General features: G+C 65.9%; 17 protein-coding genes. 11 read left to right on the top strand and 6 right to left on the bottom strand.

From position 1 onward, the window contains the following. Positions 1–325: 325 nt before the first annotated feature. The 5 genes from ychF to amrB form a co-directional block, all read right to left on the bottom strand. Positions 326–1432, bottom strand: coding sequence for a redox-regulated ATPase YchF (ychF, locus tag K9F62_08885; protein UJX42770.1), 1107 nt, complete (start codon positions 1430–1432; stop codon positions 326–328). A gap of 99 nt (positions 1433–1531) precedes the next feature. Beyond that, positions 1532–2167: a YajG family lipoprotein gene (locus K9F62_08880; GenBank protein UJX42769.1), complete on the bottom strand. Its 636-nt coding sequence runs from the start codon at positions 2165–2167 to the stop codon at positions 1532–1534. 40 nt (positions 2168–2207) lie between these two features. Then, positions 2208–2723 (bottom strand): thiol peroxidase, encoded by a 516-nt coding sequence (tpx, locus tag K9F62_08875; GenBank protein ID UJX42768.1) that lies wholly within the window; start codon positions 2721–2723, stop codon positions 2208–2210. Positions 2724–2824: 101 nt separating this feature from the next. Then, entirely contained in the window at positions 2825–3838 is a 1014-nt protein-coding gene (locus K9F62_08870; GenBank protein ID UJX42767.1) for an SPASM domain-containing protein, read from the bottom strand. After that, entirely contained in the window at positions 3838–5043 is a 1206-nt protein-coding gene (amrB, locus tag K9F62_08865) for an AmmeMemoRadiSam system protein B (protein UJX42766.1), read from the bottom strand. The genes K9F62_08870 and amrB overlap by 1 nt, the downstream gene beginning before the upstream one ends. 206 nt (positions 5044–5249) lie before the next feature. Between amrB and K9F62_08860 the strand changes: the two genes are divergently transcribed. From K9F62_08860 to K9F62_08815, 10 genes are all read left to right on the top strand, one after another. Continuing rightward, positions 5250–6404: a glycosyltransferase gene (locus K9F62_08860; protein ID UJX42765.1), complete on the top strand. Its 1155-nt coding sequence runs from the start codon at positions 5250–5252 to the stop codon at positions 6402–6404. A gap of 306 nt (positions 6405–6710) precedes the next feature. After that, entirely contained in the window at positions 6711–9587 is a 2877-nt protein-coding gene (locus tag K9F62_08855) for a hypothetical protein (protein UJX42764.1), read from the top strand. Continuing rightward, positions 9580–11829: a DUF2079 domain-containing protein gene (locus tag K9F62_08850; GenBank protein UJX42763.1), complete on the top strand. Its 2250-nt coding sequence runs from the start codon at positions 9580–9582 to the stop codon at positions 11827–11829. Before K9F62_08855 ends, K9F62_08850 begins: the two co-directional genes overlap by 8 nt. Beyond that, positions 11813–14728 carry a hypothetical protein gene (locus tag K9F62_08845; protein ID UJX42762.1) on the top strand — a complete coding sequence of 972 codons (2916 nt, stop codon included), beginning with the start codon at positions 11813–11815 and terminating at the stop codon, positions 14726–14728. The genes K9F62_08850 and K9F62_08845 overlap by 17 nt, the downstream gene beginning before the upstream one ends. Positions 14729–14765: 37 nt before the next feature. Continuing rightward, positions 14766–16025, top strand: coding sequence for an oligosaccharide flippase family protein (locus K9F62_08840; protein UJX42761.1), 1260 nt, complete (start codon positions 14766–14768; stop codon positions 16023–16025). Next, positions 16015–17133 carry a DegT/DnrJ/EryC1/StrS family aminotransferase gene (locus K9F62_08835; GenBank protein ID UJX42760.1) on the top strand — a complete coding sequence of 373 codons (1119 nt, stop codon included), beginning with the start codon at positions 16015–16017 and terminating at the stop codon, positions 17131–17133. The genes K9F62_08840 and K9F62_08835 overlap by 11 nt, the downstream gene beginning before the upstream one ends. A gap of 205 nt (positions 17134–17338) precedes the next feature. Beyond that, positions 17339–18391, top strand: a complete 1053-nt coding sequence (gene aroC / locus K9F62_08830; protein UJX42759.1) for a chorismate synthase — start codon at positions 17339–17341, stop codon at positions 18389–18391. A gap of 474 nt (positions 18392–18865) precedes the next feature. Further along, complete coding sequence (locus K9F62_08825; protein UJX42758.1) at positions 18866–19099, top strand: hypothetical protein; 234 nt, start codon at positions 18866–18868, stop codon at positions 19097–19099. Positions 19100–19113: 14 nt separating this feature from the next. Next, positions 19114–20115 carry a hypothetical protein gene (locus tag K9F62_08820; GenBank protein UJX42757.1) on the top strand — a complete coding sequence of 334 codons (1002 nt, stop codon included), beginning with the start codon at positions 19114–19116 and terminating at the stop codon, positions 20113–20115. A 410-nt stretch (positions 20116–20525) separates the two neighbouring features. Further along, positions 20526–21476 carry an IS1595 family transposase gene (locus K9F62_08815; GenBank protein UJX43175.1) on the top strand — a complete coding sequence of 317 codons (951 nt, stop codon included), beginning with the start codon at positions 20526–20528 and terminating at the stop codon, positions 21474–21476. A 91-nt stretch (positions 21477–21567) separates the two neighbouring features. Here the strand turns inward: K9F62_08815 and K9F62_08810 are convergent, their stop codons facing one another. Then, positions 21568–22197, bottom strand: a complete 630-nt coding sequence (locus tag K9F62_08810) for a helix-turn-helix domain-containing protein (GenBank protein ID UJX42756.1) — start codon at positions 22195–22197, stop codon at positions 21568–21570. Positions 22198–22622: 425 nt separating this feature from the next. On the opposite strand from K9F62_08810, the gene K9F62_08805 reads away from it, so the two are divergent. Further along, positions 22623–24482, top strand: a complete 1860-nt coding sequence (locus K9F62_08805) for a lysophospholipid acyltransferase family protein (protein UJX42755.1) — start codon at positions 22623–22625, stop codon at positions 24480–24482. Positions 24483–24505 lie beyond the last annotated feature (23 nt).

Below are 24505 nucleotides of genomic sequence, written 5' to 3'. Positions count from 1 at the left end.
TCGGCCCGGCGGCACGAGGCGCTAAAGCGCCTCGACGCCGGACACGATTGCGGCGACAAGATCGCCAGCGGCGAAGCGCCGCATTGAAGACAGCTTTTCTTCCTCGCCCCAAAGGGGCGACGGCGTGGTGGAGGCGGAATTTGTCCGGGGCGAGCTTGTCGCGAAGCGACATGCACCGTCCCGGCAAATTCCGCCTCCATCTTCACTCCCGGCCTTGCCGGCAAGCCAGCCCCACTCCCGCCCGGCCAACGCATACCGGATGGGGGGTCCGGGGGGCCCGTGGCCCCTCGGCCGCCGGAGGCATCTTCCTCTTCTGCCGTTTCGCCTAAACGTTGAACAGAAAGTGCACGACGTCGCCGTCGGCCATGACGTAGTCCTTGCCTTCCTGGCGCAGGACGCCGGCGGCGCGGCATTTCGCTTCGGACTGGTGCTTGATGTAGTCGTCGTAGCCGATGACTTCGGCGCGGATGAAACCGCGTTCGATATCGGAGTGGATCTGGCCGGCGGCGGCGGGGGCCTTGGCGCCGGCGGTCAGGGTCCAGGCGCGGACTTCCTTGGGGCCGGCGGTGAAAAAGCTGATGAGCCCGAGGGTATGGTAGGCCAGACGCGCGACCCTATCGAGGCCGGATTCGGTCAGGCCGTAGGAGGCGAGGAATTCCTGGCGTTCGTCGTCGGCGAGCCCGGCCAGTTCCTCTTCCATGCGGGCGCAGACCACGACGACTTCCGCGCCGCGGGCGGCGGCGATTTCGCGCACCTTGGCGACCAGCGGCGACTCGCCGTTGGGGTCGTCCTCGCCGACGTTGGCGCAGTAGATGACGCGTTTGGCGGTAATGGGCCGGATGTCGTCAAAGAGGGCCTGCATGGCCGGGGTATCGGCCCCTTCGACGCTGGAAGCGGGCTTGCCGTCCATGAGGTGGTCGGCGAGGCGTTTGCCGGCGGCGACCTTGTCGAGCAGTTCCTTGTCCTTGCTGCCCTTGGTCTGCTTGACGAGGCGGTCGAGCCTGTTTTCGAGAACCTGGATATCGGCCAGGATAAGTTCGGTATCGATGACGTCGATATCGCGGGCCGGGTCCACGGAACCGGCCACGTGGATCACGTCGTCGTCCTCGAAGGCGCGGGCGACGTGCACGATGACTTCGGTTTCGCGGATATGGGCGAGAAATTTGTTGCCGAGCCCTTCCCCCTTGCTGGCCCCGGCCACAAGTCCGGCGATGTCGGTGAAGCGGACGGTGGCGGGCACGATCTGGGCCGGGTTGACCAGGGCGGCCAGGGCGTCGAGGCGCGCGTCCGGCACGGGCACGATGGCGACGTTGGGCTCGATGGTGCAGAAGGGGTAGTTGGCGGCCTGGGCGTTCTGGGCCTTGGTGAGGGCGTTGAAAAGGGTGGATTTGCCGACGTTCGGCAGACCCACGATGCCGACGGAAAGGGCCATGGGGCGGTCATCCTTTTACGGCGGAGCGTCCGCCGGACGGGGCCGGGGGCGGCCGTTTTCAAAAGGGAGCCGGGGCACGCGAAAGCGTCCCCGGCCCGATTACTTGAGCTCCCGCGTGCGCAGGACGGTTTTTTCCAGAAAGTGGATCAGCTCGTAATCCGAGGCCATGCGGGAAAGCGCCTTGGACACGGTCATGCTTAAAAGCTTGTCGAACTCGGGCTCCACGCCATCGGCCGGCAGCTTCCAGACGGTTTCGCCCTCGTAGCGGCGGGTCATGGTCAGGCCGTTGTTGTCGGCGGTGACGACGAGGACGGCCACGGCCTTGGCGGCGAGATGGGCTCCGTCCCTGCTTGGCTTATACGCCAGATCCTTGAGTTCCACGGTGATGTTTCGCACCACGGACTCGCCGGCCGGGGCGGGGGTGAAGCCCTTGTCGCGCAGGCCCTTTTCCACGGCGGCGCGCATGGCCGGGGCCGGATTGCAGGCCGTGGTCAGCTTGCCGGCGAAGGAGGACGTGGGGTCGCAAAGCCCCACTTCGTCGCTCGGCCTCGCATCCACGACCTTGACCGCGACTGTGACGCCGCGTCCCAGGGCTTCCTTCTCCACGACAACCGTGGGCCGCACCGTGGCTTGTTGCCCGGCGCAGCCGGAAAGCAAGGCAGCCAGGACGAAAAAGGCCGCAAAAAGGGCCGACGCCCGGGGGCGTCGGCTCATATCGTGCGTATACTGCTTCATAAGGCGTCCCTGTCCGCTTTCAAAGCGGACGGCCCGTCCTCTACAGGACCTTCCCAAGAGCCGCAAGGGCGGCGGCGTAGTCGGGCTCGTTGGTCACCTCGGGCACAAGCTCCATGTAGGCGACCTTGCGGTCCGGGCCGACGACCAGCACGGCGCGGGAAAGCAGGCGCAGTTCCTTGATGAGCAGGCCATAGGCCGTGCCGAAGGAAGCGTCGCGGTGGTCGGACAGCGTCACGATATTTTTCACTCCGGCGGCCTCGGCCCAGCGTTTCTGGGCAAAGGGCAGGTCCATGCTGATGACGAGCGCCTTGGCCTTGCCGGTCAGGCTTTCCATTTCCTTGTTGAATTTGCGGGCTTCCAGGTCGCACACGGCGGTATCGAGGGACGGCACGGCGATGAGGATGAGCCCTTTTTCCGTGAAGTCAGCCAGCTTGGCCGGGGCCAGTTCGTTGGTCAAAACGGTGAAATCCGGAGCCGCGTCGCCGACGCCGACGGGATTGCCGGAAAGGGTCAGGCCATTGCCGAGAAAGGTGATCAGTCCGGTACGATCGCTCATAAGCGTTTTTCCTCCTGTGGATGGTACGTCGTCCGGGGGGCGACTGTGCCATGTTATGGACCTTGGCCGTTTCGGCGTCAACCGGCGGACGAGGCGGAGACCTATTTGACCGGCACGAGGTAGGAGCGCCAGCAGCCAGCGCAGCCTTCGGGCGGCGTGTCGGTGTCGTGCTTGTAGCGGAATTCCCGGTAGTCGGGCTCGTTCCAGATGGCGGCGAGGGTCTCGGTGTGCAGGTTGCCGCGCACGTCGTGGGGAAAGGGGACGTCCTGGCCGTGGAAACGGTAGGTGGACTCGCCTGCAAGCGGCACGTTTCGCAGCGGGCAGGGGCTCACCGCCCCGTCGGCGGCAAGAAAGAGGCCGCTGCCGGGCGTATCCGGGCAGTGAAAGCGCGAAATCCCGCCGTGGACGAGCCGGCAGTCCAGGCGGATGCCGCGCGCGGCGGCGTCGGCGGCGGCCAGGCGCATGGTCTCGGCCACGCGGTCGTAGGCGGCCTGGTCCTCGGGCACGATGACGTCGAACTCGGTATGCTGGCTGGTGGCGTAGGACAGCGGCCGCACCAGGGCCGAACGCACGCTTATGCCTTCCAGAAAACGCGGCAGTTCCTCGAGTTCATGGCCGAGCAGCCCCGAGCGGGTCAGGCTGTAGCGCACGATCACTTCCGGCAGGTGGATCTCGTGCACGGCCTGGACGGTGCGCAGGCGGTCCATGGCCGCGAGCACCGAAAAAAGGCTGGTGCCGCGCCGGCGGAAATTGGTGTCCTCGGTCAGCCCGGCCAGAGGAAAGACCACGGCGTCGATGCCGTCGCGCACCAGCGCGTTGGCGTGGGCGTCGGTGAAGCGGCCGGCGTCGGTGCAAAGGACAGTGCGCGCGCCCTTCTTTTTGGCCAGGGCCAGCATGGCCAGGATGTCCGGGTTGGCCAGGGGATCGCCCCAGCCCTGGAAACGCACCTCGGCCACGGCCGTGATGGCGCCCAGCAGCTTCTCGAACAGGGACAAGGGCAGATCCTGCTCGAGCCAGTGCTTCTTGTGGCCGGCCCGGATGGTGTAGCCGGTTTCGGCCCGGCTGCGGGAGGAGGCCTCCACGTGCAGCACATCGAGGATGATCGGGGCGGCCATCACCGGGCGGTCAGGGCGGCCGCGGCAAACGTCACGGCCGAGGCGGTTTCGGATTCGCGCATGATGTCGTGACAGGTGACGGTCAGGGCGCAGGCGGGCACGATCTCGGCCAGGGTGGCCAGGGAGGCGAGCCCGCACACGTTGTAGCCGTCGTCGACCCGGGCCGATTCCGCCCAGAAGGCCTCGGGATCGCCGGCCGCCAAAGCGGCCAGAAGCGCCGCGTCGTGGGCCATGGCCGCCTGCTCCAACTCCGAGGCCGGCTTGTCGTGGCCGAACTTGGGACCGATGTGGGAAAAATCCACACCCGCGACGAAAAGCGTGTCCGGATCGGCGGCCACCCCGCGCAAGGCATCGAGAAACGGCCCGGCATAGTCGAGGAAGGCGCTTCGGGACTGCGCCGGCAGCACGCTTCGCGGCGAACCGCACAGCACCGGCACCAGGCTGAAATCGCCGGCCAGCACGTGGCGCAGGAAAACCGCCTGAAATTCCACCGAATGCTCGTCGCGGTGCTGCAAATCGCCCGGGTCGACGCAGGCTCCGCCAGCCAGGCGCAGCCCGGCGACCGCCGCCGCGTCGGCCGGGATGTTCCCGAGCGGCGTGCCGTAGGCCTTGTCGGTCAGGCAGTAGAGGCCGCGCAAGATCTGATGTCCCACGCCGAGCACCACCACCCGCTTGGGGGAAAGCCCGCGCAGGGGGGCGTAGGCGGCGGCGTAGCCGGCCCTGCCCGCCTCGAGGTCGATGTGCGGAGCAATGGCGGCCAGGATGCGCCCGCCCCCCAGGGAAGCTTCCGGCGCATCGGCCAGGATGGCGTCGAGATAGGGCACGAGCAGTTCCGGATTGTCGGGATAGGCCGGGCCGGCGAAAAGGGGCTCGCGGATATCCCGGGCCGCGAATGCGGCGGCGGCCTCGGCCTTTTTGGCCTGGTAGCGCGGGGTATCGAGGAGTCCGCCGGCGTCCAGTTCGGCCAGCACCCGCTCGATGTCCGCGACCGTCACCGGCCGGCCGCCCTGGAGCGCCGTGATCTCCCGTTCGAGGTCGGCAAGCGACCGCTGCCCGTCCATGAGCGCCAGGATCGGCAGGAGTCCGGCCGGCACGCCCGTGCCGTAGGGCACGAGCCCCAGCCGGTCGCGCACGAGGATCATGGAGCGGCCTTCGTGAGTGATGGGAACGAATTCCAGGTCGTGCCGGGCACGAGGATATTGCATGCGCCTGTCCTTGAAAATTCTTCTCATCACCAAGGTAGCCCAGGCGGCGCGCCTTGGCAACGCCGGGACAGTCCTGCCGCGTGGGCGTGCCCAATGCGGTCCGACGCGCCCCACCGCCTTGATTTCCCCGGGCGATACGGCTACCTCAAGCCCCGACCGGCCCCGTGCGCCGGCCTATCCTCAAATACGTCCGCAACGGGAATCCCATGCACTTTCGCAAAGCCCTGCTCATCAGCCACATCACGGACCTGGCCGGCCCGTCCGAGGCCCTGGAGAACTACCTCCGCGAACGTTCCGACGTCCTCGGCGTCATCTACCATCCGTTCCACTACTGCTCGGACCGCCGTTCCATCGCCCGCAAATACGTTTCCGGGAAGCTTACGACCGAAAAGAAGCGTTGCGGACTGGCCCTGCCCAACCTGCTCACCTATTTCAAGGACGCGATCTTCTCGCTGGTCTTTTTCTTCTCCCTGGGCGGCCGCTACAACGACTGCGTGGCCTGCGATCCCCTGAACGCAGTGGTGGCCATCATCCTCAAGAAATGCCGGCTCATCGACCAGGTGGTCTTCTACACCATCGACTGGATGCCCGGCCGCTTCGCCAACCCGGTTTTAAACGCCGTCTACCACGCCCTGGACCGGTTTTGCGTGAAAAACTGCGACGCGGCCTGGAACATCTCGCCGCGCATCGTGGACGTGCGCCGGGAACAGGGGCTGCCGGACGCGCGAAACGTGCTCGTGCCCGTGGGCGTGGACCTGGAAAAAATCGACCTGCCGGACAAGTCCGACCGCGCGCCGCGCGACCTGGTGCTCTTGGGCGCGCTGGCCCCGTCCAAGGGCGTGGATCTGGTCATCGAGGCCTGGCCGCGCCTTATCGCCCGCTTTCCCGACCTGCGCCTGCACGTCATCGGCAAGACGCCCAACGACGCCGTCGAGGACGGCGTGGTCTACGCGCCCTACGAGCCGCGCCTGCGCGAACTCGGCGACTCCGTCATCCTCCACGGCGTCATGAACCACGACAAGGTCCTCGAGACGCTGCCGGCCTGCGACATCAGCCTGGCGCTCTACCGCCCCACGGACAACAACCTGTCGCGCTGGGCCGACCCGAGCCGCGTGAAGGACTATCTTGCCTGCGGCGTGCCGGTCATCATCACCGACGTGCCCGAGATCGCCAAGGACGTGACGACCGAACAGGCGGGCATCGTGGCCGATTATACGTCCGAGGCCGTGGAAGCGGCCGTGGCGGCCATGGTCGAAGACCCGGCCCAATGGCGGGCCATGCGACAGGCGGCCGTCACGTACATGCAGCGCTACCGCTGGTCGGCGATTTTCGACGCTTCCTTCGAAGCGGCCTGGGGGTAGGCGACGGAGCCTCCGGCGGCCAGGGGAGCCTCCGCCTCCCCTGGACCCCACCGCCGGGCGCTGCCCGGACCCGGCAGGGGCGCTGCCCCTGCACCCCGCCGAGGGGCCATGGGCCCCCCGGTCCCCCCTTCCGGCGGGCGGCGCTGTCCCCGGCGTCCCGCCGGGGACAGCGCCGCCCGAGAAAGGGAAAACGAGAGGGACCACGCACACTGCGCGGAGCCCGTTGAAAGTTTTTAAAGAGGGGTCCAGGGGGGAAACTTTTTTCAAAAAGTTTCCCCCCTGGCCGCCGGAGGCATCCTCAACATCATGCGGCAGAAAAAAGCGACAGTCCTTATAGCCATGGCCGCGCTGGCGGCGCTGGTCCTGATCGCCTTTGCCGGCGTGCTGGCGCGGCCGGGCATGGTCGGCCACACCTGGGACTGGGGTATTCCGGCCTTTGCCGAGCAGTTCCGGGCCATGGCCAGGCACCATTTTTCCACCTGGGACGCCTATTTCGAGACGGGCCGCTACCACTATTTCAAGCTGGAGCTGCTGTACTGGCTCATCCTGTGGCCGTTTTCCCTGGCCGGCGGCGAGGCCGTGTCCAAGTGGCTGCCGCTGGTGCTGACGTTTTGCGCCGGCGCGGCCATGTGGCCGTTGGCCAGACGGCAGGGCCTCTCGCCCCTGTTCGCGCTTTTCGCCACCGTGTTCTACGCCTTTTCCCCTTATGCGCTCTCCCGCATCGTGGCCGGCCACATGCCGATGCTGGCCGGCTATGCGCTGTTGCCGCTGGTGATCCTGGCCGCCCAGACGCTCATGGAGCGCGTGGAGGCGAAACGGCGCGGGATATTTTATTTCACGGTGCTGACCGGCTTTCTGGTGGGGCTTACGTCGCTCCATCCGGGCGTGGGCATGAGCGCCGCGGCCATGCTCACCATCGCCTTTGGCTGGCGGCTTTTTTCCAGCTCCCGCAAGAAGACGCTGGTCGCCTGTTTCGTGGGCATCGGCTTTGTGGCCGTGGCCATGAACATCCACTTCATGGCCCCTTTTGTGGGTGATTACTTCGGCAAGGGGGCCATCCGCCACGGCTGGGGACTTTCGGTTTCGGCCGAGGGCGACGTGACCGTGGACACGGAGCTGCCCAGGCGCGAGGCCTACCACCAGTCCACAAGCCAGCCCATCGACGCCTCGGCGCTTTTGCGCCTGCGCCAGGGCATGGACACCGAATACGTCTACCCAATTCCGACCGGCATGACCGTGCCCTGGTACGCCGCAGCGCTTGTAGTCACGCTCGGGGTGTTCGTCTACGCCTTTCGCCGCCGCAAGACGCCGGAGCTGACCGCGCTTTACGTGACAGCCATCGTCGGCGTGCTGCTGGTTTCCGGGTCGCGCACCCTGCCGGGCCTGCTTTTCTATCAACTGCTCCTCAAAAAGACGCTGCCGATCCTGTTCGCCGCCTTTTCCAACACCACCCGCTGGCTGCCCCTGGTGGTGCTGCCCTATGCCCTGCTTTTCGCCAGGGCCGCCGCCGATCTGGCCGGGGCGTGGAAGCCCCGCGTGACGGCCCTTGTCGGCGCGGCGACGGTGCTCGTTCTCGTCTCGCCGTTTCTGGCCGGCGGGCTCACCCGGCCCTTTGACGCCGCCAAGGACATCCAGCCGCTGACGCTCAAGCAAACGCCTATCGGCAAGGAGGACGCGGCCGTCTACAGCTATTTGCGCGACCGCCGCGACGATTTCCGCGTCACCTACCTGCCGCCCATCGGCATCACCTGGCCCGGGGACACGGACTTCACCTTCGAGTGGACCTCGGCCTATTCGCCCAAGCCCTTTTTCATGGCTTTCAAGACCCAGCCCCTGGCCGAAGCTATTTTCCCGGGGCTTTACGCCGAGCACCCGAACACCCGGCTGGCGCGGCTTTTGGCGCTGGGCTCGGGCCGGTTCCTGGTCTACCCCCACTACGCCCACGCCTACACCTACGACGATTTCCAGCCGGCCTACCGCGCCCCGTCCGTGGTCGACGGCTACAAGGACTACAAGCCCGTGCTCGACGCCAATCTGGCCATGCAGCAGGGGCTGACCGCGCTGCCGCTTTTTAAGGACGTGGACCTCTACGAAAACACGGAGTTTTTGCCCCTGGTGCGGCCGGGCGACCGGGTGGCGGCGGTGGAAAACGTGGGCACGGCCAAGGTCGCAAACCCGGTGGTGGCGGCGCTTTCCGAGGAAGTGGGCCTGCCCGGCTACGATCCCGGCACGGTCTATCTGCGCGCCGGCCACGACCCGGTGTTTCTGGAATTTCTCGGCGCCATCATGGGCCGGGGGGCCAAGGACAGCCGGATCATCTACGAACGCGCCAACGACGCCAAACTGGCCGTGTCCAGGCCGGTGGAGCGCCTCAAAACGCCGACCGTGGAATTTCGCCGCCTGGGGCCGACCCGACTCCGGGTGCGCCTGCACGGCGTCGCAGCCGGCTTTCCGCTGGTTTTCCAGGAAACCTTCCACACCGGCTGGAAGGCGCTGCTCGTGCCGCATACCGCCGGCGACCTGACCGGGACGCGGAGAACCCCGCCGTCCCTGGCGACGTATGCCCCCCTGCCCGTGCAGGGGCCGGACGTCGCCGACGCCGCGACCCTTGCCGGCTACGCCAAAGACGGCATCGTCTCGACGCTCGGCGACGGCCGGGAAAAGTCGCGCCACGCCTTCCTCTACGGCCCGGGCGGCGCGGTGGTCGGCAAAAACGACACGCGCTTTGTGGTGGACTATGTCTCGAAGCTTCGGGCCGGGGCCGTGCAAAACGACAACCTCCCGGACGGCGGTCCGTTCGAGGGCTTTTTCCCGGGCCGCTTCACGCCGAAAAACGCCGCGACATTGTCGCATCCCCTGGCCCCGGCCGGCTGGGCCGTGACCAACGTCGGCAAGCCCGTGGCCTGGCCGGACGCGCTCCATGTCGAGGCCTACGGCTACGCCAACGCCTGGTGGATCGATCCCGCCCTGCTGTCGCTTCTGCCCCGGGCCACGGCGACCACGCCGGGCTACTACGCCGTGGGCCAGGACGGTCGGATCGACTGCGAAATGCTCCTTTCGTTCGCGCCGCAAACCTCGTACATCATCGGGCTTATGATAAGCGCGACCGCGATGTTCGTGTGTCTTGTCATCATCCTGGCCGGACCGTTTCTCTCCAAACGCCAAGGGCTGTCCCATGTCTAACCTGCATGCACCCGCCACTTTGCCGGTCCCGGTCAGCCGCGGCTTTGGCGGAGCGGTTTTTCTCGGGCTGTTCGCCGTGCTGGCCCTCATGGCCTGCTTCAAATACCTGGCCCTGCACTCCACGGTGTTCGACCTGGGCGTCTTTTTGTCCAACCTCTATTCCCTGCACCGCTACGGCGAATGGTGGCGGGCCTTTCTGGGCCATGCCCAACCGCTTTTGCCGCTCTATGCCCAGGTTTACCGGCTCGTGCCCGACCAGGCCGCGCCGCTGGTGCTTTTGACCGTCCAGGGGCTGGTCCTGGCCCTGCCGGCGCTTTTGGCCGCCCGACGCTACGGCATGCTGGCCGCCCTGGCCTATGCCCTGTATTTCCCGGTCTGGACCAACGCCCTGTTTGATTTTCACCTGGACCACCTGCTCATCCCGATCCTGTTCGCCTTTCTGGTCGCCGCCACTTCGGGCCGGCCACGTCTGGCCTTCGTGCTCGGCCTGCTCCCCTGTCTGGTGAAGGAACCGTATGCCCTGACCACGATCTTTTGCGGCGTGTACCTCGCCTTCGTGGCCGGGGAGCGCAAGCCGGGCTGGTGGCTCATGCTCCTCGGCGCGCTCTATTTCTACGTCGCCACGGCCTGGATCGTGCCCTACTGCACGGCCGACGGGGGCCTCGGCGCCGCAAGCGGCGGCTACGCCTGGCTCGGCGGCGGCCCGGGCACGGCCCTCGCCACGTGCCTGATGCATCCCCTGACGGTGCTCGGCGAGATGTTCGGCGTGGCCGGCAAGTGGAAATACCTGGGCTTTCTTTTTGGGGCGCTGCTCTTTTTCCCGCTTTTCCGGCCCAAACTCCTGTTGCCGGCCGTGCCCGCCCTGGCCCTGGCCCTGCTCTCCACCCAGCCCAACTATTATGGATGGGCCAACCACTACACCGCCGGCGCGGCGGGGGTGCTTTTCTTCGCCTTTTGCGAAGTACTCGGGCCGGTGCGCATCCTGGCCCGGCAATCGGGCATCGGCGCGCACCAGTCCGGATTGGCGCTGTTCGCGGCCCTGGCCGTGGGGCACGTGCTTCTGGCCCCGTCGCCCGTGTCGCGCCTTTTTTGGGCCACGGACAATTTCGCCTTCTCCATGGAGGCCTACGAACCCACGGCCCGCGACGCCGCCATCCTGGCCGAAATCCTCAAAGCCGTGCCCCGCGACCCGGATCTGCCGGTGGTGGCCCAAAACACGCTCAACTGGGGCGCGCTGGCCGAACGCCTGGATTACAACAGCTTTCCTCTGGGCGTTTTCACGCCCCATCCCGTGCGCGACCTGTCCAAGGCCAGCTGGGGCGATTTCTGGAAATTCGTGCGCACCGGCAAAACCGACCTGCCCGTGCGTTCCTGGCAGGCGCAGTACGTGCTGCTCGACCTGACCCGGCCGTGGTTCGTGCTGGACAAGGGCTGCGAATTCCAGAACGGCGCCTGCCGGGACAAGGACGTGGCCAGGGAATTTTCCGCGCTGGTCGACCGGGCCAAGGCGGAGCTGGAAACCGTCTACGACCAGGGCGGCTTCCTGATCCTGCGCCGGCACCAGCCCAAGCCCGCCCCGGCCCAGGCGGCACCGACGCCTCCGACAGCCACGCCGCAAACGGCAGGAGAGGCTCCGGCCGGACCGGGCGGAGCGCCCACGCCGACCGCGACCACCGGCACGCCGCCGCAAGCGCCGACAGCCACGTCCGGGACCATCGCCCCGGGGACCGCCCCGACCGGGCAAACGCCGCCCGCCACGCCCCCAGCGCCTGCGGCACCGGGCACACCTGCGGCACCGGGCACGCCTGCCGCGCCCACGGCTCCGGCGACCGTTATGCCGGCCAGCCCGGGCGAGGTGGAAGTGGAGGTGCTCGACCGCTTCCCGACCCAGCATACCCGCAAAAAGGCCAAGCCGGCGGAAACCCCGAGCGCGTCCCAACCCGACGCCGCCGCGACGGTCACGCCGGAAACACCGGCCACGGATACGCCGCAACCGGTCAAGGAGCCTCGCCGCGTAAGACGGCACCGGGACGCGACCGGGACTCCGGCTCCGGCAACGCCAACCGAAAACGGCGGCGTCGCGCCCGATGCCACAAGCGCCGTTTCGCCGGAAGCCGCGACCACGCCGACCGAGGCCCCGGCCAAAAAGCCCCGGCGCGCAAGACGCCACCGGGACGCCACCGAGATTCCGGCCCCGGCCCCGACACCGGCCACGGGAGGCGACAATGTCCCCGCGCCGTAAGCCTGCCACCCTCCGGCTCCTTGCGGTCGCTTGCCTCACCTGGGTCATTCTGGCCGCCCTGGCCGCCTCTCCCGGCCCGGCGGCGGCCCTGGACCTCGATCCCCGGCCCCAGCGCGCCCCGGTGCGCCTGCCCGGCGACATCTTCGGCGGCACAGGACCGACCGAAGGCACGGTGCGGGTCAAAATCGGCGTCAAGAAAATCAAGTATTCCCGCGTGCTCGAAACCGCGCCCCTGGCCGTGGCCGCCACGCCGGGCGGGGCCGAAAGCATCCGCGACCTGACATTGACCGCGCCGGACGGCAAAAAAGAACTGGCCTTCGGCCGATTCAACGAAGTGGGGCTGACCCTGCGCGACGCCGATCCGGACAACCCCAGCCTGGCCGCGCTGACCGTGCGCACGCCGCAGGGCCGGTCGTTCGTCAGCGATCCCCTGGAATGCGTCTCGCGCCTGGGCCAGGCCTACCTTGAAGCCGCCGCCGCGCCGGACGCCTCCGTGCCCGTGGCCCGAGCCGAGTGGGCGGACAAGACGCCGCTCTATCTCATCCGCCGGGTCCTCGATCTCCCCTTCGACGACGCCTGGCGCGTGGCCGAGGACGGGCCATCCACCTTTTTGCAGCGCCGCTTCGACCGCGACCTGCTCGGCATCGGCGCGGTGGACCTGATCCTGCGCCGCCCGGTCCCGGTCCAGGTCAATCTGGTGGCCGCGCTGGACCCGGCCCATCCCCGGGCGCGCACGGTCCTCGACTGGTACGGGCTGGCCAAGCGCACCTTCGAGCTTCCCGACGGCCGCACCGTGCTGCGGGTCTATGTCGGCCGCTACCTGCGCGAGCATTACGCCGGCATCAAGGCGGCGAAACTCAAAGAAATCAGCCTGATGTTCTTCCGCCAGGACGCCGCCGAAGTGCGCCGCGACAAGGTGGTGGAGCGTCTGGTCTTTACGCCCTCCGGCCTCGACGCGGCCGCCGTGGCCAAAGACGGCCTGCCCGGCCGGCTGCCGACCCGGGTGCGCGAACCCTTTGCCGGGGTCAGGCGCGTCTTCGTCAACATCGCCCCGGCCGCAACCGCCATGGGCGCTTCCGAAACGGCCACGGCCGCCGTGCGCCTGGTCCCCATGGCCCCGAAACTTCCCGGCGGCGCGTCGGTGGAGGACGCCTTCCTGGCCCTGGTCTCGCCGCGCCGCGACACCCCGGCCTTTCTGGCTGCGGCCGACGAGCTGGCCACCAGCCTCGGCGCGGCCCCGGACATCGACCGCCCCGACGGCGGCGTGACCGTGACCCCGCTGTGGAGCCTTGCCGCGCCCTTCGCCCCCGTGCAACAGCGCTTCGCCTTTGGCGACGCCCGGACCGAAACCCCGGTCTTCGTGTCGGGCGCGCCCGGCCTGCTAAGCGCCCAAGGCGGCGTGCGGCTCTACCGCACCGGCCAGGGACTTTCCGTCGAGGGCCGGGCCGACCGGCTGACCGTTCCGGTCACAGCCGCCTTCACCCCGGCGGCGGACACGGCCTATTTCTTCCGCCTGGACATCGGCCGCGCCCCCGGACTTTCCGGCGTGTTCCTGGACGTCTTCCAAACGCCCGACGGCAAGCCGGCCAGGACCTACGCCCTGCGGCCGGGCACGCCGACCCGGCTTGACGGCCTGCCGCCAAGCGTTGCCGGCGCGACCCTGCGCTTCACCTTCACCGGCCGCGAGTTCGCCCTGCCCTTCACCCGGGCCATGCTCACCGCCGTGCCCACGGGAAAGCCCCACCAAGGACTCTACGCCGCCCGCCTGCCCTGGCCCGTGACCACCGCCGCCGTGCCGGACAAAGCAACGGGCCCGGGGGACTTTTCCCCGGTGACGCCCTTTGGCCGCCTTTCCTGGCTGACCGCCGCCTACAGTCTGACCGGCGATCCCGTGGCCGTGTCCATCGCCGGCGGACAACCAGCCATTCCCGACACCCGCTCCGGCATTCTGGCCGGCAGATTGGCCGACAAGCCGAACGCCGTGTTGCCCGGTACCGTGGATGTCGCCGTTTCGGGCCGGAACGGGCAGGCCCCGGGCAGCCTGGAACTGACCCAGGCCGCCTTTTCCGGCCAGGCGCAGGCCGACTGGCGCGCTATTTTCGCGGCCGGTCCCCTCCTCGACCTCGGCGGCAAGCGGCTTTCGCCCGGCAACGTGTCCGAGAAAACGGCCGCGCGCCTGCATGCCGCCGACGACTGGCTGGACATCGGCCCGGCCGACCTTCCCGCCCAAAACGCCTCGGCCCGCTTTTTCAACCATCCCTGGTACGACGTGGCCGGGCTGTGCTTCGAGACCAAGACCCCCATCGACGTCACCCGCTTTGCCGCCCCGCCCAAAGCCCGGTCGGGCTCCGGCCATGAAAACACCCTGACGCGCGCCCTGGCCGCCGTGGCGCTCCTGGCCGCCATCTGGCTCGGTCTGCGCCTTATCGGCCCGGCGCGCCTGCACGCCCTGGCGGCAAAGCCCGCCCGCTGGCTGGCCACACCGCCGGCCGATCCCCGCGACGCCCGCCGGGAAATGCTCTGGAGCCTTGGCACCTGCGCAGCGCTTCTCATGATACGTCTGGCCCTGGACGCGGCCGCCGCGCACCTGATCGTGCCCCTTGCGGCCATGGCCCTCGTTCCGGTATGGCGGGTGCTCGCTCCGGCCGTGACCGCCCGGTTGTCCCGCCGCGCCGCGCCGCTTGGCACATGGCTGGCAGCCGATCCGGGTCGGCCGTATTTCCTGGGATTTTCCCTGTCGCTCCTCTTCGCCGCCGTGCTGCGTCTGGCCATGCTGGCCCGACCGGCGGAATTCGCGGTCCAGGCCGGACTTTACTGTTTCCTGGCCGGGCTGTACCTGGAGCTTGCGCCAATCCGGCGCGAAACAGACGCGAACTCCGCGCGAACGCCCGCGCCATAAGCCTCCGTATCCATCGCCCCTTTAAGGACGTGCCCGCGTGAAACGCTTTCTCAAGCAGAATTTCGTCATCCTCATCCTGCTCAACTCGGGCAACCTCTTCAATTACCTCTTCCAGCTCGTGGTCGGCCGGTCCATGAGCCCGGCCGATTTCGGCGGGTTCAACGCGCTCAATTCCACCATGGTCATCTTTGCCGCGCCGCTGGCCATCGTCCCCTTGGTCATGGCCCGGTTCACAGCCCGGTTCGTGCTGACGGACATGGGGCTGGTGCGGGCCCTGCTCTCCCGCGCCGCGCTCTACGCCACCGGGCTCGCCATCGTAGCCTACGGCATCGGCGCGCTGTGCCTGCCGCTGCTCCAGTCCTTTTTGCACATCGAATCCGCCACCCCGATTCTCCTTATGCTCGGGGTCATGGCCGGATCGTTTGTCCTGCCCGTGCCCTGGGGCATGCTCCAAGGGCTCCAGCGCTTCACCGGCTACGGCATCGCCGGCGCGTCCAACGCCCTTTTCCGCCTCCTTGGCGCGCTGCTTTTCGTCATGTTCCTCGCCGGGGGCATCAACGGCGCGCTGCTTGCGAGCCTCACCGGCATCGTGGTCGCCATCGCGGTCAACTGCCTCTTTTTGCGCGACGTCTTCCCCTTGAAGGCCTCCCCCCTGCCCAAGGGGCTCATCAAGGAAGTCGGCACCTATTCGGTCGGCATGCTCCTCTCGTCGGTCATCGTCATGGTGCTCGGCAACCTCGACCTGGTGCTGGTGCGCCACTACTGCGACGCCGAGGGCGCGGGCCTCTACGCCACGGCGGCCATCCTCGGCCGCATCGCCTTTTACCTGCCCTCGGTGCTCATGAGCGTGCTTTTCACCGAAGCGGCCACGGCCAAGGAAGCCGGCCGCAACGACCTGTCGTCGCTGTGGACGTCCATGGGCCTGACCGCCCTTCTCGGCGGCGGGTTCGCCCTTTTCTGCCTCATCGCCTCGAAATTCGTGGTGAAGCTCCTTTTCGGCGCCAGCTACACCGCCGCCGGCCCCCTTCTCACCGTCATCAGCAGCGCCATGGCCCTCCTCGCCGTGGCCAACATCCTTTTCGTCTACTTCCAGGCCCGCTCGGAATTCGGCTTTGTCTGGTTCCAAGTGGCCGGAGTCGGCCTTTTCCTGGGGTTGGTCACGGTCTTTCACGACACGCCCATGACCGTGGCCTGGCTCCTTTTTTCCGGCATCAGCGTCATGCTCGTCGGGTCGCTCGTGTGGCTGCTTGTGCGCGTGCGTTCCCGCAAACCCGAGGTAATGCCCCATGCAGGTTGAGTTCTACCGTCACAGCCTCGAGGAAAAGGACATGGACAATGTCCTTGCCGTCCTGCGCTCCGTTTTCCTGACCTCCGGCCCGGTCGGAGCCAAGTTCGAGGCCAAGTTCGCCGATTTCACCGGCATCCCCCACGTGGTGGCCCTGTCATCGTGTTCCGGGGCCATGCACCTGGCCCTGCTCGCCCTGGGCCTTGCCCCGGGCGACGAGGTCATCACCACGCCCATGACCTTCATCGCCACCTCCACAGTCATCATGCACTGCGGAGCCAAGCCCGTGTACGTGGACGTGGAGCCCGACACCGGACTCCTCGACGCGTCCAAGGTCGAAGCCGCCATCACGCCCCGCACCAAGGGCATCCTGCCCGTGCACCTCTACGGGGCCATGTGCGACATGAAGGCGCTCGCCGCCATCGCCAAAAAACACAACCTCTTCATCGTCGAGGACTGCGCCCACGCCATCGAATGCTCCCGCGACGGCGTGCGCCCGGGCGAACTGTCCGCCGCCTCGTGCTACAGCTTCTACGCCACGAAAAACCTCACCTGCGGCGAGGGCGGGGCCATCGCCTGCCACGACGCCGACATGGCCGCCCTGGCCCGGCAGCTGGCCAACCACGGCATGAGCAAGAACGCCTCGGGCCGCTACCACGGCAAATACGAGCACTGGGACATGGTGGCCGAAGGCTGGAAGTACAACCTGGACGACATCCGGGCCGCCCTGCTCGTGGACCAGCTCGACCGCCTGCGCGGCCTGCGGCAGCGCAGGCAGGCCATCGTCGACCGCTACGACGCCGGATTCGCCGGCGCGCCGGGCATCACGCGCCCCCGCGCCCCCGGCACCTCGGCCCACCATCTCTACACCCTGTGGGTCGACCCCGAGCGCCGCGACGCCATCCTCCACGAACTGAAAGGACGCGGCATCGGCGTGGCCGTCAACTACCGGGCCATCCACACCCTCACCCACCTGCGCGACACCCTCGGCCACGCCTCCGAAGACTTCCCCGAAGCCTACCGCATCGGCCTCTCGACCATCACCCTGCCGCTGTACCCGAAACTCGCCGACGACCAGATCGACTACGTCATCGAAACCGTCCGCGATGTCGCGAAGTAACGGGAGGGGGAGGAGTTAGGAACCGGGGGGAAACTTTTCTGAAGAAAAGTTTCCCCCCGGACCCCCTTTCCAAAGACTTTTATAAATAGTGACGGTGAGTCACAGACAATAGTAGAAAATTTAGGAAGGGGAGAGCGCGAGAGGGGAGAACCCTTTTTAAAGGGTTTCCCCTCTCGCACTTCCTTCTCATAAAATAGGAACTCTTATGAGCGGGAATACCTTTGGCACTGTTTTTCGTCTGACCACGTATGGCGAGTCCCATGGCCCGGCCCTTGGCGGCGTGGTGGACGGTTGTCCGCCGGGGGTGCCGCTCGATGCCACTACTATCCAGCGCGACCTGGACCGTCGCCGGCCCGGGGCCGGGGGGCTTACCGGCACGACCCGCAAGGAACCCGACGCCGTGCGACTGCTGTCCGGCGTTTTCGAGGGCGCAACCACCGGCACGCCTATCGGCTTCGTGATCGAGAACACCAACCAGCGTTCCCGGGACTACGAGGAAGCCAAGAACCTGCTGCGCCCGGGCCATGCCGACGGCACCTATCTGGCCAAGTACGGCCGGCGCGATTATCGCGGCGGCGGCCGGGCCTCGGCCCGGGAAACGGCGGCCAGGGTGGCCGGCGGGGGAGTGGCCGGGGCGTTCCTTACCGGCTGCGGCATCGAGGTCGCGGCCTACACCGTGGAATTCGGCGGCATCCCGGCCGACATCGTGGACATTGCCGGCGCGGCGGACAGGCCATTTTGCGCCCCGGACCCGGCCATCGTGCCGGCCTGGGAGGCCCGGGCCAAGGAAGCCATGGCTTCGGGCGACAGCCTGGGCGGCATCGTGGAGGTCACGGCCACGGGCGTTCCGGCCGGGCTTGGCGAACCGGTCTTCGACAAGCTCGACGCCAGGCTCGCCTATGCGCTCATGGGCGTCGGCGCGGTCAAGGGCGTGGAGATCGGCAACGGGTTTGCCGCCGCGCGCCTGACCGGCTCCGCCAATAACGATCCCATAGTCACCCCGCCCGAATCCAACCATGCCGGGGGGATCCTCGGCGGCATCTCCAATGCGCAACCCGTGGTGGTGCGGGCGGCGGTCAAGCCCATCCCCTCCATCGCCGTGTCCCAGCGCACCACGGACATTGCCGGCAATCCGGCGTCGATCGTGGTGGGCGGCCGGCATGACCGCAGCGCCATTCCGCGCGTGGTGCCGGTGCTTCGGGCCATGGTGCTGCTCGTTTTGGCCGACATGGTGCTGCTGCAGCGCACGGTACGCTAGGCGTAGGCGGGTTCACGGACACGCGAGGCCGTTGGCCGTGTCCGCACATCCGACAGTTTTTGCAAAGAAAATTTGCTGAAAATTCATGGTCGGTTAGGTGACGCGAACCCTGTTTCCTTTTGACCCGTCGCGACTTTTTATTGCCCCAATTCTCCCCATCATTTTAACATTATGAAATAATTCATTATTTCAATGAATTTTACGCTCCAACCAGGCTTTTGGAACACGGGAAACTCCCTGTTTTGTCTTGTATTCTTCCGCAATTTCTCGTACTCTTTCAATAACCTGTGGGTTTCTTGATATTTTTCCCGTGGTGCGATCTTTGCTTAATTGACGCCTGCACGGACGTTTCGTCACGCAATACGCCGATTCCAGCCGGGTCATGAAGGGTCGTGGGTCACCGTGGCCGGGTTGCAGGCGACGATTATTCCCGCTGCCGCAAGATCGTGCTGCCGCATAAAGAAGGAGGCGAATATGGATGTACCGAGCAAGAGCAACAAAGCCTGGCAAGAAATTGTGACGGGAAAGAAAACCTACCAGCTCAAATTCCTTGCCGCCAAGATCCTGCTTGGCCGCCTGACGCGAGCGGTGAAGGAAGACCCTTCGCCGGACAACATCGGCGCCAGTGTTGATCAACTCTATGCTATTTTCGCCAACAATGTGAATATGCCAAGCGTTCAGGACGATCTGAAAACCATCTTCGGCTAGAAGGGGAAAGCGATATGCGACAAACTATTTCCAAAGTAGCTGATGTCAGGCAGTTGATCGAGTCGGGACGCAAGCTCCTTCTGGCCGGCGACGAGGATGCCCTGCGCCAGTTGCCCCAGGGCGATTGGATCGGCGGCACGATTCCGTACTTCATTTCCAGCGACAAGGGCGGCATGTCCAGCCGTGAGCTCATCTGCGCCACGGACATCACCGACATCGTCACCTCCATCGAGATCGTCACCTACGACGAGACCAGCCTGGCCCGCGTCTACGCCGAGGGTCCCAAGCACGGATTCAGCTTCATCATCATCCCGGCGGCCAGCAAGACGCACCTGTCTTTTGCCCTCAACGCCCCAAACTATAAAGATTTCGGCATCCGGCCGCTGATCGGCTGGGTCGCGGGCGTTCACCTCTCCGACCTGGGCAAGAAGACCCCCAAGATCATCAACGGCCGCACCGGCGATGTGCGCGAGGAAGGAGCCATGGTGCTCCAGGCCCAGCTGCCCGAGGGCAAGGTGGCCGAAATCGGCATTCTCAACCTGTTCGAACAGGGCGACGGCGACATCCTGACCTTCACTTCCGACGACTTTGCCGCCAAGGACGTGATGGTCAACGGCGAAAAGCGCAACTTCGCCGCCTACATCGTGAAAAACAAGCTCGACACCAAGCTGCCGCTCGTGGCCGACTACTACGGAGCCATGGTCAACATCAGCTTCCAGGATGTCGACGAGGTGGAAGGCCAGGTGAAGTTCTACGCCCCGGTCTTCTCCGGCATCCGCTACAAGCACGCCAAGCCCGTGTCGGATTACGTCAAGGAATTCAACAGCCGCCTGAACAAGGAATGCTCCATCGAATCCTCCCGGGTGGCCTTCTCCTGCAACTGCATCCTCAATTACCTGTATTCCGAACTGGAAGGGAAAAAGACCGATCCCTTCACCGGGCCGGTCACCTACGGCGAGATCGCCTATCAGCTTCTCAACCAGACCCTGGTCTATCTGGAGATCATGGACGTTTAGGCGCCAGTCGCCGAAAAGCGACCCACCCAAGCCCATCGGGACCCATCGTTTAAGCGATGTCTGCTGGGCCGCCATCGTCAACCGGAAGGCGAACCGACGTTTCCGCGGCGTCGGGGCGGCCTCGCGGACCAGGCGATAGTCCTCGAGGAAAGGAAGGCCGTGAGCCGGGCGCAAGCCGGGCAAGCGGCCTTCCCCATTTGCATCCCCCACAGGGCGAAGACCGGGGGGAAACCTTTCTTGCAGAAAGGTTCTCCCCCCGGCCCCCCCCTTCCAAAGACTCTTCACGGAAAACAACCGATTGTCGTCTTACCGCCCGTAACCGTTAAAAGTTTTCCTGCTTACACACAATCATCAGCTAATTGTCAGCGGTCATTGTTTTGTGTATTTTCTGGGGGTTGGAGGCGCTGGATCTGGCAAGAAACATTGTGCAATTCCAGAAGGGTATGAGCGAAGATGCGTTTGAGGCGCAATTCGGCACCGAGGAGAAATGCTGGGCACACCTCGTGCAATGGCGTTGGCCCGAAGGATTCGTTTGTCCAATTTGCGGCAGGGATAAGTACTCGCTGCTTATTGTTGGCAGGCGACGGCTCTTTCAGTGCTCACATTGCCGTACGCAGACTTCGGTGACCGCTGGCACAATCTTCGCTTCCACCAAAGTTCCCCTCAAGAAGTGGTTCCGCGCCATTTATCACCTCACTCAAAGTAAGGGCGGCATCTCCAGTGTCGAATTAGCCCGCAGACTTGGTGTCACGCAAACGACGGCCTGGAAAATGTCTCACAAGCTGATGCAGGTCATGCTCGAACGTGAACACCAGCAACGTCTCACCGGCCGCGTAGAGATGGACGATGCTTACCTTGGCGGTAAACGACGTGGTGGGAAACGTGGACGTGGTGCCCCAGGAAAAATTCCGTTTATTGCGGCAGTTGAAACGACAAAAAGTGGACAACCACACAAGATGAAGCTGTGCCGAGTCAAAGGTTTTCGGCGTAATGAGGTGCAGCGGGCATCTCAGAAAATCTTGCGTTCCGGGACATTGGTGGTGACGGACCGGTTGCCATGTTTTTCCGAGGTCCAGGCTGCGGGCTGTCGGCACGAACCCGTTCAAGACAGTGGCCGCAAGGCTGTGCAGGACTCAGTATTTAAGTGGGTCAACACCATGCTTGGCAATGTGAAGTCAGCATTATTGGGAACATATCGTGCCGTGAGAGGCAAACATGTGTCGCGCTATCTGGCCTCGTTCGGATATCGATTCAATCGCCGTTATGACTTGGCGACAATGCTCACGCGGTTGGCCTGGGTCTCCTTGCGGACGCCGCCCATGCCTTACAGACTGCTCAAACTGGCTGAGGATTGTGCGTAACCAGGAAAGTTTTTGGGAGGGGAGAGCGCGAGAGGGGGACCCTTTTCCCAAAAAGGGTCCCCCTCTCGCACCTCTTCCTCTCCCCCCCCACTCACGACGTCTCGTCGGCGCGGCGCAGGGCGTTTATCTTGTCCACGAGGTAGTTTTCCAGTTCGCGGCGATCCTTGCGCAGGCGCACAAGTTCCGCCTCCAGCAGGTGCATCTTCTCGGCCATGGCGGCGTTTTCGCCGCGCACCGCCTCGAGTTGCGCCCGCAGCCCCTCGGCCGTCTCCTCGGGCAGGGCCGGCTGAACCGGCGGAAAATGTTGCTGGAACTGGGCCATGATCGACCGGGCGATTTCCGTGCCGATACCGGCGGCCATGGCCATGACGGCCGGCTCGCCGCCGTGAAACGCCCCTTCGCCCGCAGTGATGGTCGTTGCGGGCGAAGCGGGCGCGGCGACAGGGGAAAGCCCCGCCTCGGCGGCCGATTCGTGGGCCACGTTGACCGGAAATTGCCGCATCAGTTCGGCCCGCACGTCCGCCGCCGAGAGCCCCTGGCCGAGCAGCCGGCCGATGGCCTGGAAGACCTCCACCGCCTCGGGCCGAAACCGCTTGCTGCGCCCGCGCCCGACGCTCGGCAGCACCTCGTCGAAGCGGTTTTTCCAATAGTGGAGCGTGGATTCCGGCATATCCAGCAGCTTGGCGATGGCGGCCACGGAGTACAGACGATTTTCCGACACGGCGCATTCCCCGGAGCTATTTTATACAAGGCCACTGGGGGAAACCTTTCTTGCAGAAAGGTTCTCCCCCCAGACCCCCTTTCCAAAGACTCTTCACGGAAAACAAGAGCCTGTCGTTCCACATCGCATAACGGTTGAAATTTTTGGGAAGAGAGCGCGCGAAAAGGGTTTTCCCTCTCGCATGTCCTATACCCTAGAAGCGGCCCGCGCCGGGTGTCAAGACGTCGACATCTTGCCGGACGGCGGACAACGGCGTAAGTTTCGTATGTTACAAATCCACCTGCGTTGTGACGCATCCGCGCACAATCGTCAGCGAACGCAGCCAATTCTCCATGGAGTCGTAACCCTGGCTGGCTATGCCCTATATGGTTTGACGAGTGGCTCCGGGCCCCGTCTTCCTAGACGCCATCCCCTGAGGTGATGACATGGAACAAAGCGAACGTCCCCGCATCTTTTCCCTGGCCCCCTCCTTTGGCGGGGCCGTCACGCGCCGCGCCGTCGCCCTGGCCGAGCCTTTTCTGGCCAAGGCGCTGTCGCTTGCCCCCATCGACAACCTCTACCGCGCCATTCCGAACGGCCTGGACGGCGGCTCCTTCGTGGACGCCGTGCTCGATGCCATGAACGTGCGCGTGCGGGCCGCGACCGAGGAACTGGAGCGCATTCCCAAATCCGGGCCGGTGGTGGTGGTGGCCAACCATCCCTTTGGCGGCCTGGAAGGGCTGGTGCTGGCCAAAATGCTTTTGGCCGTGCGCCCGGACACCCGGATCATGGCCAATTTCATGCTCTCCCGCATTGCGGAGCTGCGCGATCTTTTCGTCTTCGTCGACCCCTTCGGCGGCTCCTCGGCCACGGGCAGCAACATCCGGCCCCTCAAGGAATGCCTGCACGTTTTGCGCAAGGGCGGCCTGCTCGGCATCTTTCCGGCCGGCGCGGTGGCGCACCCCCACCTGGAAAACGGTCGGCTCACCATCGGCGACCCGGCCTGGAGCGCCACCGTGGCGCGGCTCGTGCGCAAGACCGAAGCCACGGTCGTGCCCATCCACTTCAGCGGCCACAACAGCCGTCTGTTCCAGGTCCTGGGGCTCATCCATCCCCTCATGCGCACGGCCATGCTGCCCCGGGAATTCTACAACAAACGCGGCCGCACCGTGGAAGCCCGCATCGGCACCCCCATCCGGTACGATCGCCTGGCCAAGGTCTCGACCTGCGACGAGGAAGCCGATACCTGCATCACCCGCTACCTGCGCCTGCGCACGGAGCTCTTGCGCAATCGCCCGGACAGGCCCCTGCGCCGGCCGCCGATTTTCCCCCAGAAAAACGCCGGCCGCCAGGAGGCACTCATCCCACCCGTGAGCCCAGACCTGCTGGCCGACGAGATCGCCTCCCTTGCGGCCGGAGCGGTCCTGCATCAAAGCGGCGAGTTCCAGGTCATCGAGGCCAAGGCCGTGGACATCCCCCTGACGCTGCGCGAAATCGGGCGGCTGCGCGAACTGACCTTCCGCCGGGTGGGCGAGGGCACGGGCAAGGCCTGCGACCTCGACGGGTTCGATCCCTTCTACCGCCACCTGTTTTTGTGGAACGCCGCGACACGCGAAGTGGCCGGAGCCTACCGCATCGGCCGCACCGACGAGCTTTTGGCCGAAAAAGGCCCGCAAGGACTTTATACCAGCACGCTTTTCGTGCTCAAGGCCGCCTTTTTCTCGCGCATCAGCCCGGCGCTGGAGATGGGCCGGTCCTTTGTGCGGCCCGAGTACCAGAAAAGCTACTCGCCGCTGCTGCTCTTGTGGAAGGGGCTGGCCCAGATGGTGGTGCGCGAGCCGCGCTACCGGGTGCTTTTCGGCCCGGTCAGCATCACCAACGACTACAAGCACGCCTCCAGGCGGCTTATCGCCAGCTATTTCGAGGGCAACGTCACCAATCCCAACCTGGCCCGGCTGGTGCGGCCCAAAACGCCCCTGCGCGGCCAGACATGGCTGGCCCGGGCGGCCCGGACCCTGGTCGAGGACCTCGACGACCTGCTGGCGCTCATCGACGACATCGAGGCCGACCGCAAAGGCATCCCGGTGCTGTTGCGCCAGTACCTGAAACTTGGCGGCAAGATCCTGGCCTTCAACGTGGACAAGGGTTTCGCCGACTGCCTCGACGGGCTGATCGTGGTGGACCTGCTCCAGGCCGACCGACGCCAGCTCGAGCGCTACATGGGCAAGGCCGGGCTGGCCGCGTTCATCGCCTACCACGAAGCCCAGGCGGCTACGGCCGACACGCCGGCGGGGCATTGCGCCTAGGCTTTACGCGGTTTCCCGAAAGC

The sequence above is a fragment of the Desulfovibrio sp. JY genome, assembly GCA_021730285.1.
GTDB lineage: Bacteria > Desulfobacterota > Desulfovibrionia > Desulfovibrionales > Desulfovibrionaceae > Solidesulfovibrio.
Note: the sequence above shows the minus strand (reverse complement) of the source record. Positions and strands in the feature narration are given on the sequence as shown.

Coding starts and splice junctions, on each gene's coding strand:
- ychF (UJX42770.1), bottom strand. CDS start 1,432: ATGGCCCTTTCCGTCGGCATCGTGGGTCTGCCGAACGTCGGCAAATCC.
- K9F62_08880 (UJX42769.1), bottom strand. CDS start 2,167: ATGAAGCAGTATACGCACGATATGAGCCGACGCCCCCGGGCGTCGGCC.
- tpx (UJX42768.1), bottom strand. CDS start 2,723: ATGAGCGATCGTACCGGACTGATCACCTTTCTCGGCAATGGCCTGACC.
- K9F62_08870 (UJX42767.1), bottom strand. CDS start 3,838: ATGGCCGCCCCGATCATCCTCGATGTGCTGCACGTGGAGGCCTCCTCC.
- amrB (UJX42766.1), bottom strand. CDS start 5,043: ATGCAATATCCTCGTGCCCGGCACGACCTGGAATTCGTTCCCATCACT.
- K9F62_08860 (UJX42765.1), top strand. CDS start 5,250: ATGCACTTTCGCAAAGCCCTGCTCATCAGCCACATCACGGACCTGGCC.
- K9F62_08855 (UJX42764.1), top strand. CDS start 6,711: ATGCGGCAGAAAAAAGCGACAGTCCTTATAGCCATGGCCGCGCTGGCG.
- K9F62_08850 (UJX42763.1), top strand. CDS start 9,580: ATGTCTAACCTGCATGCACCCGCCACTTTGCCGGTCCCGGTCAGCCGC.
- K9F62_08845 (UJX42762.1), top strand. CDS start 11,813: ATGTCCCCGCGCCGTAAGCCTGCCACCCTCCGGCTCCTTGCGGTCGCT.
- K9F62_08835 (UJX42760.1), top strand. CDS start 16,015: ATGCAGGTTGAGTTCTACCGTCACAGCCTCGAGGAAAAGGACATGGAC.
- aroC (UJX42759.1), top strand. CDS start 17,339: ATGAGCGGGAATACCTTTGGCACTGTTTTTCGTCTGACCACGTATGGC.
- K9F62_08825 (UJX42758.1), top strand. CDS start 18,866: ATGGATGTACCGAGCAAGAGCAACAAAGCCTGGCAAGAAATTGTGACG.
- K9F62_08820 (UJX42757.1), top strand. CDS start 19,114: ATGCGACAAACTATTTCCAAAGTAGCTGATGTCAGGCAGTTGATCGAG.
- K9F62_08805 (UJX42755.1), top strand. CDS start 22,623: ATGGAACAAAGCGAACGTCCCCGCATCTTTTCCCTGGCCCCCTCCTTT.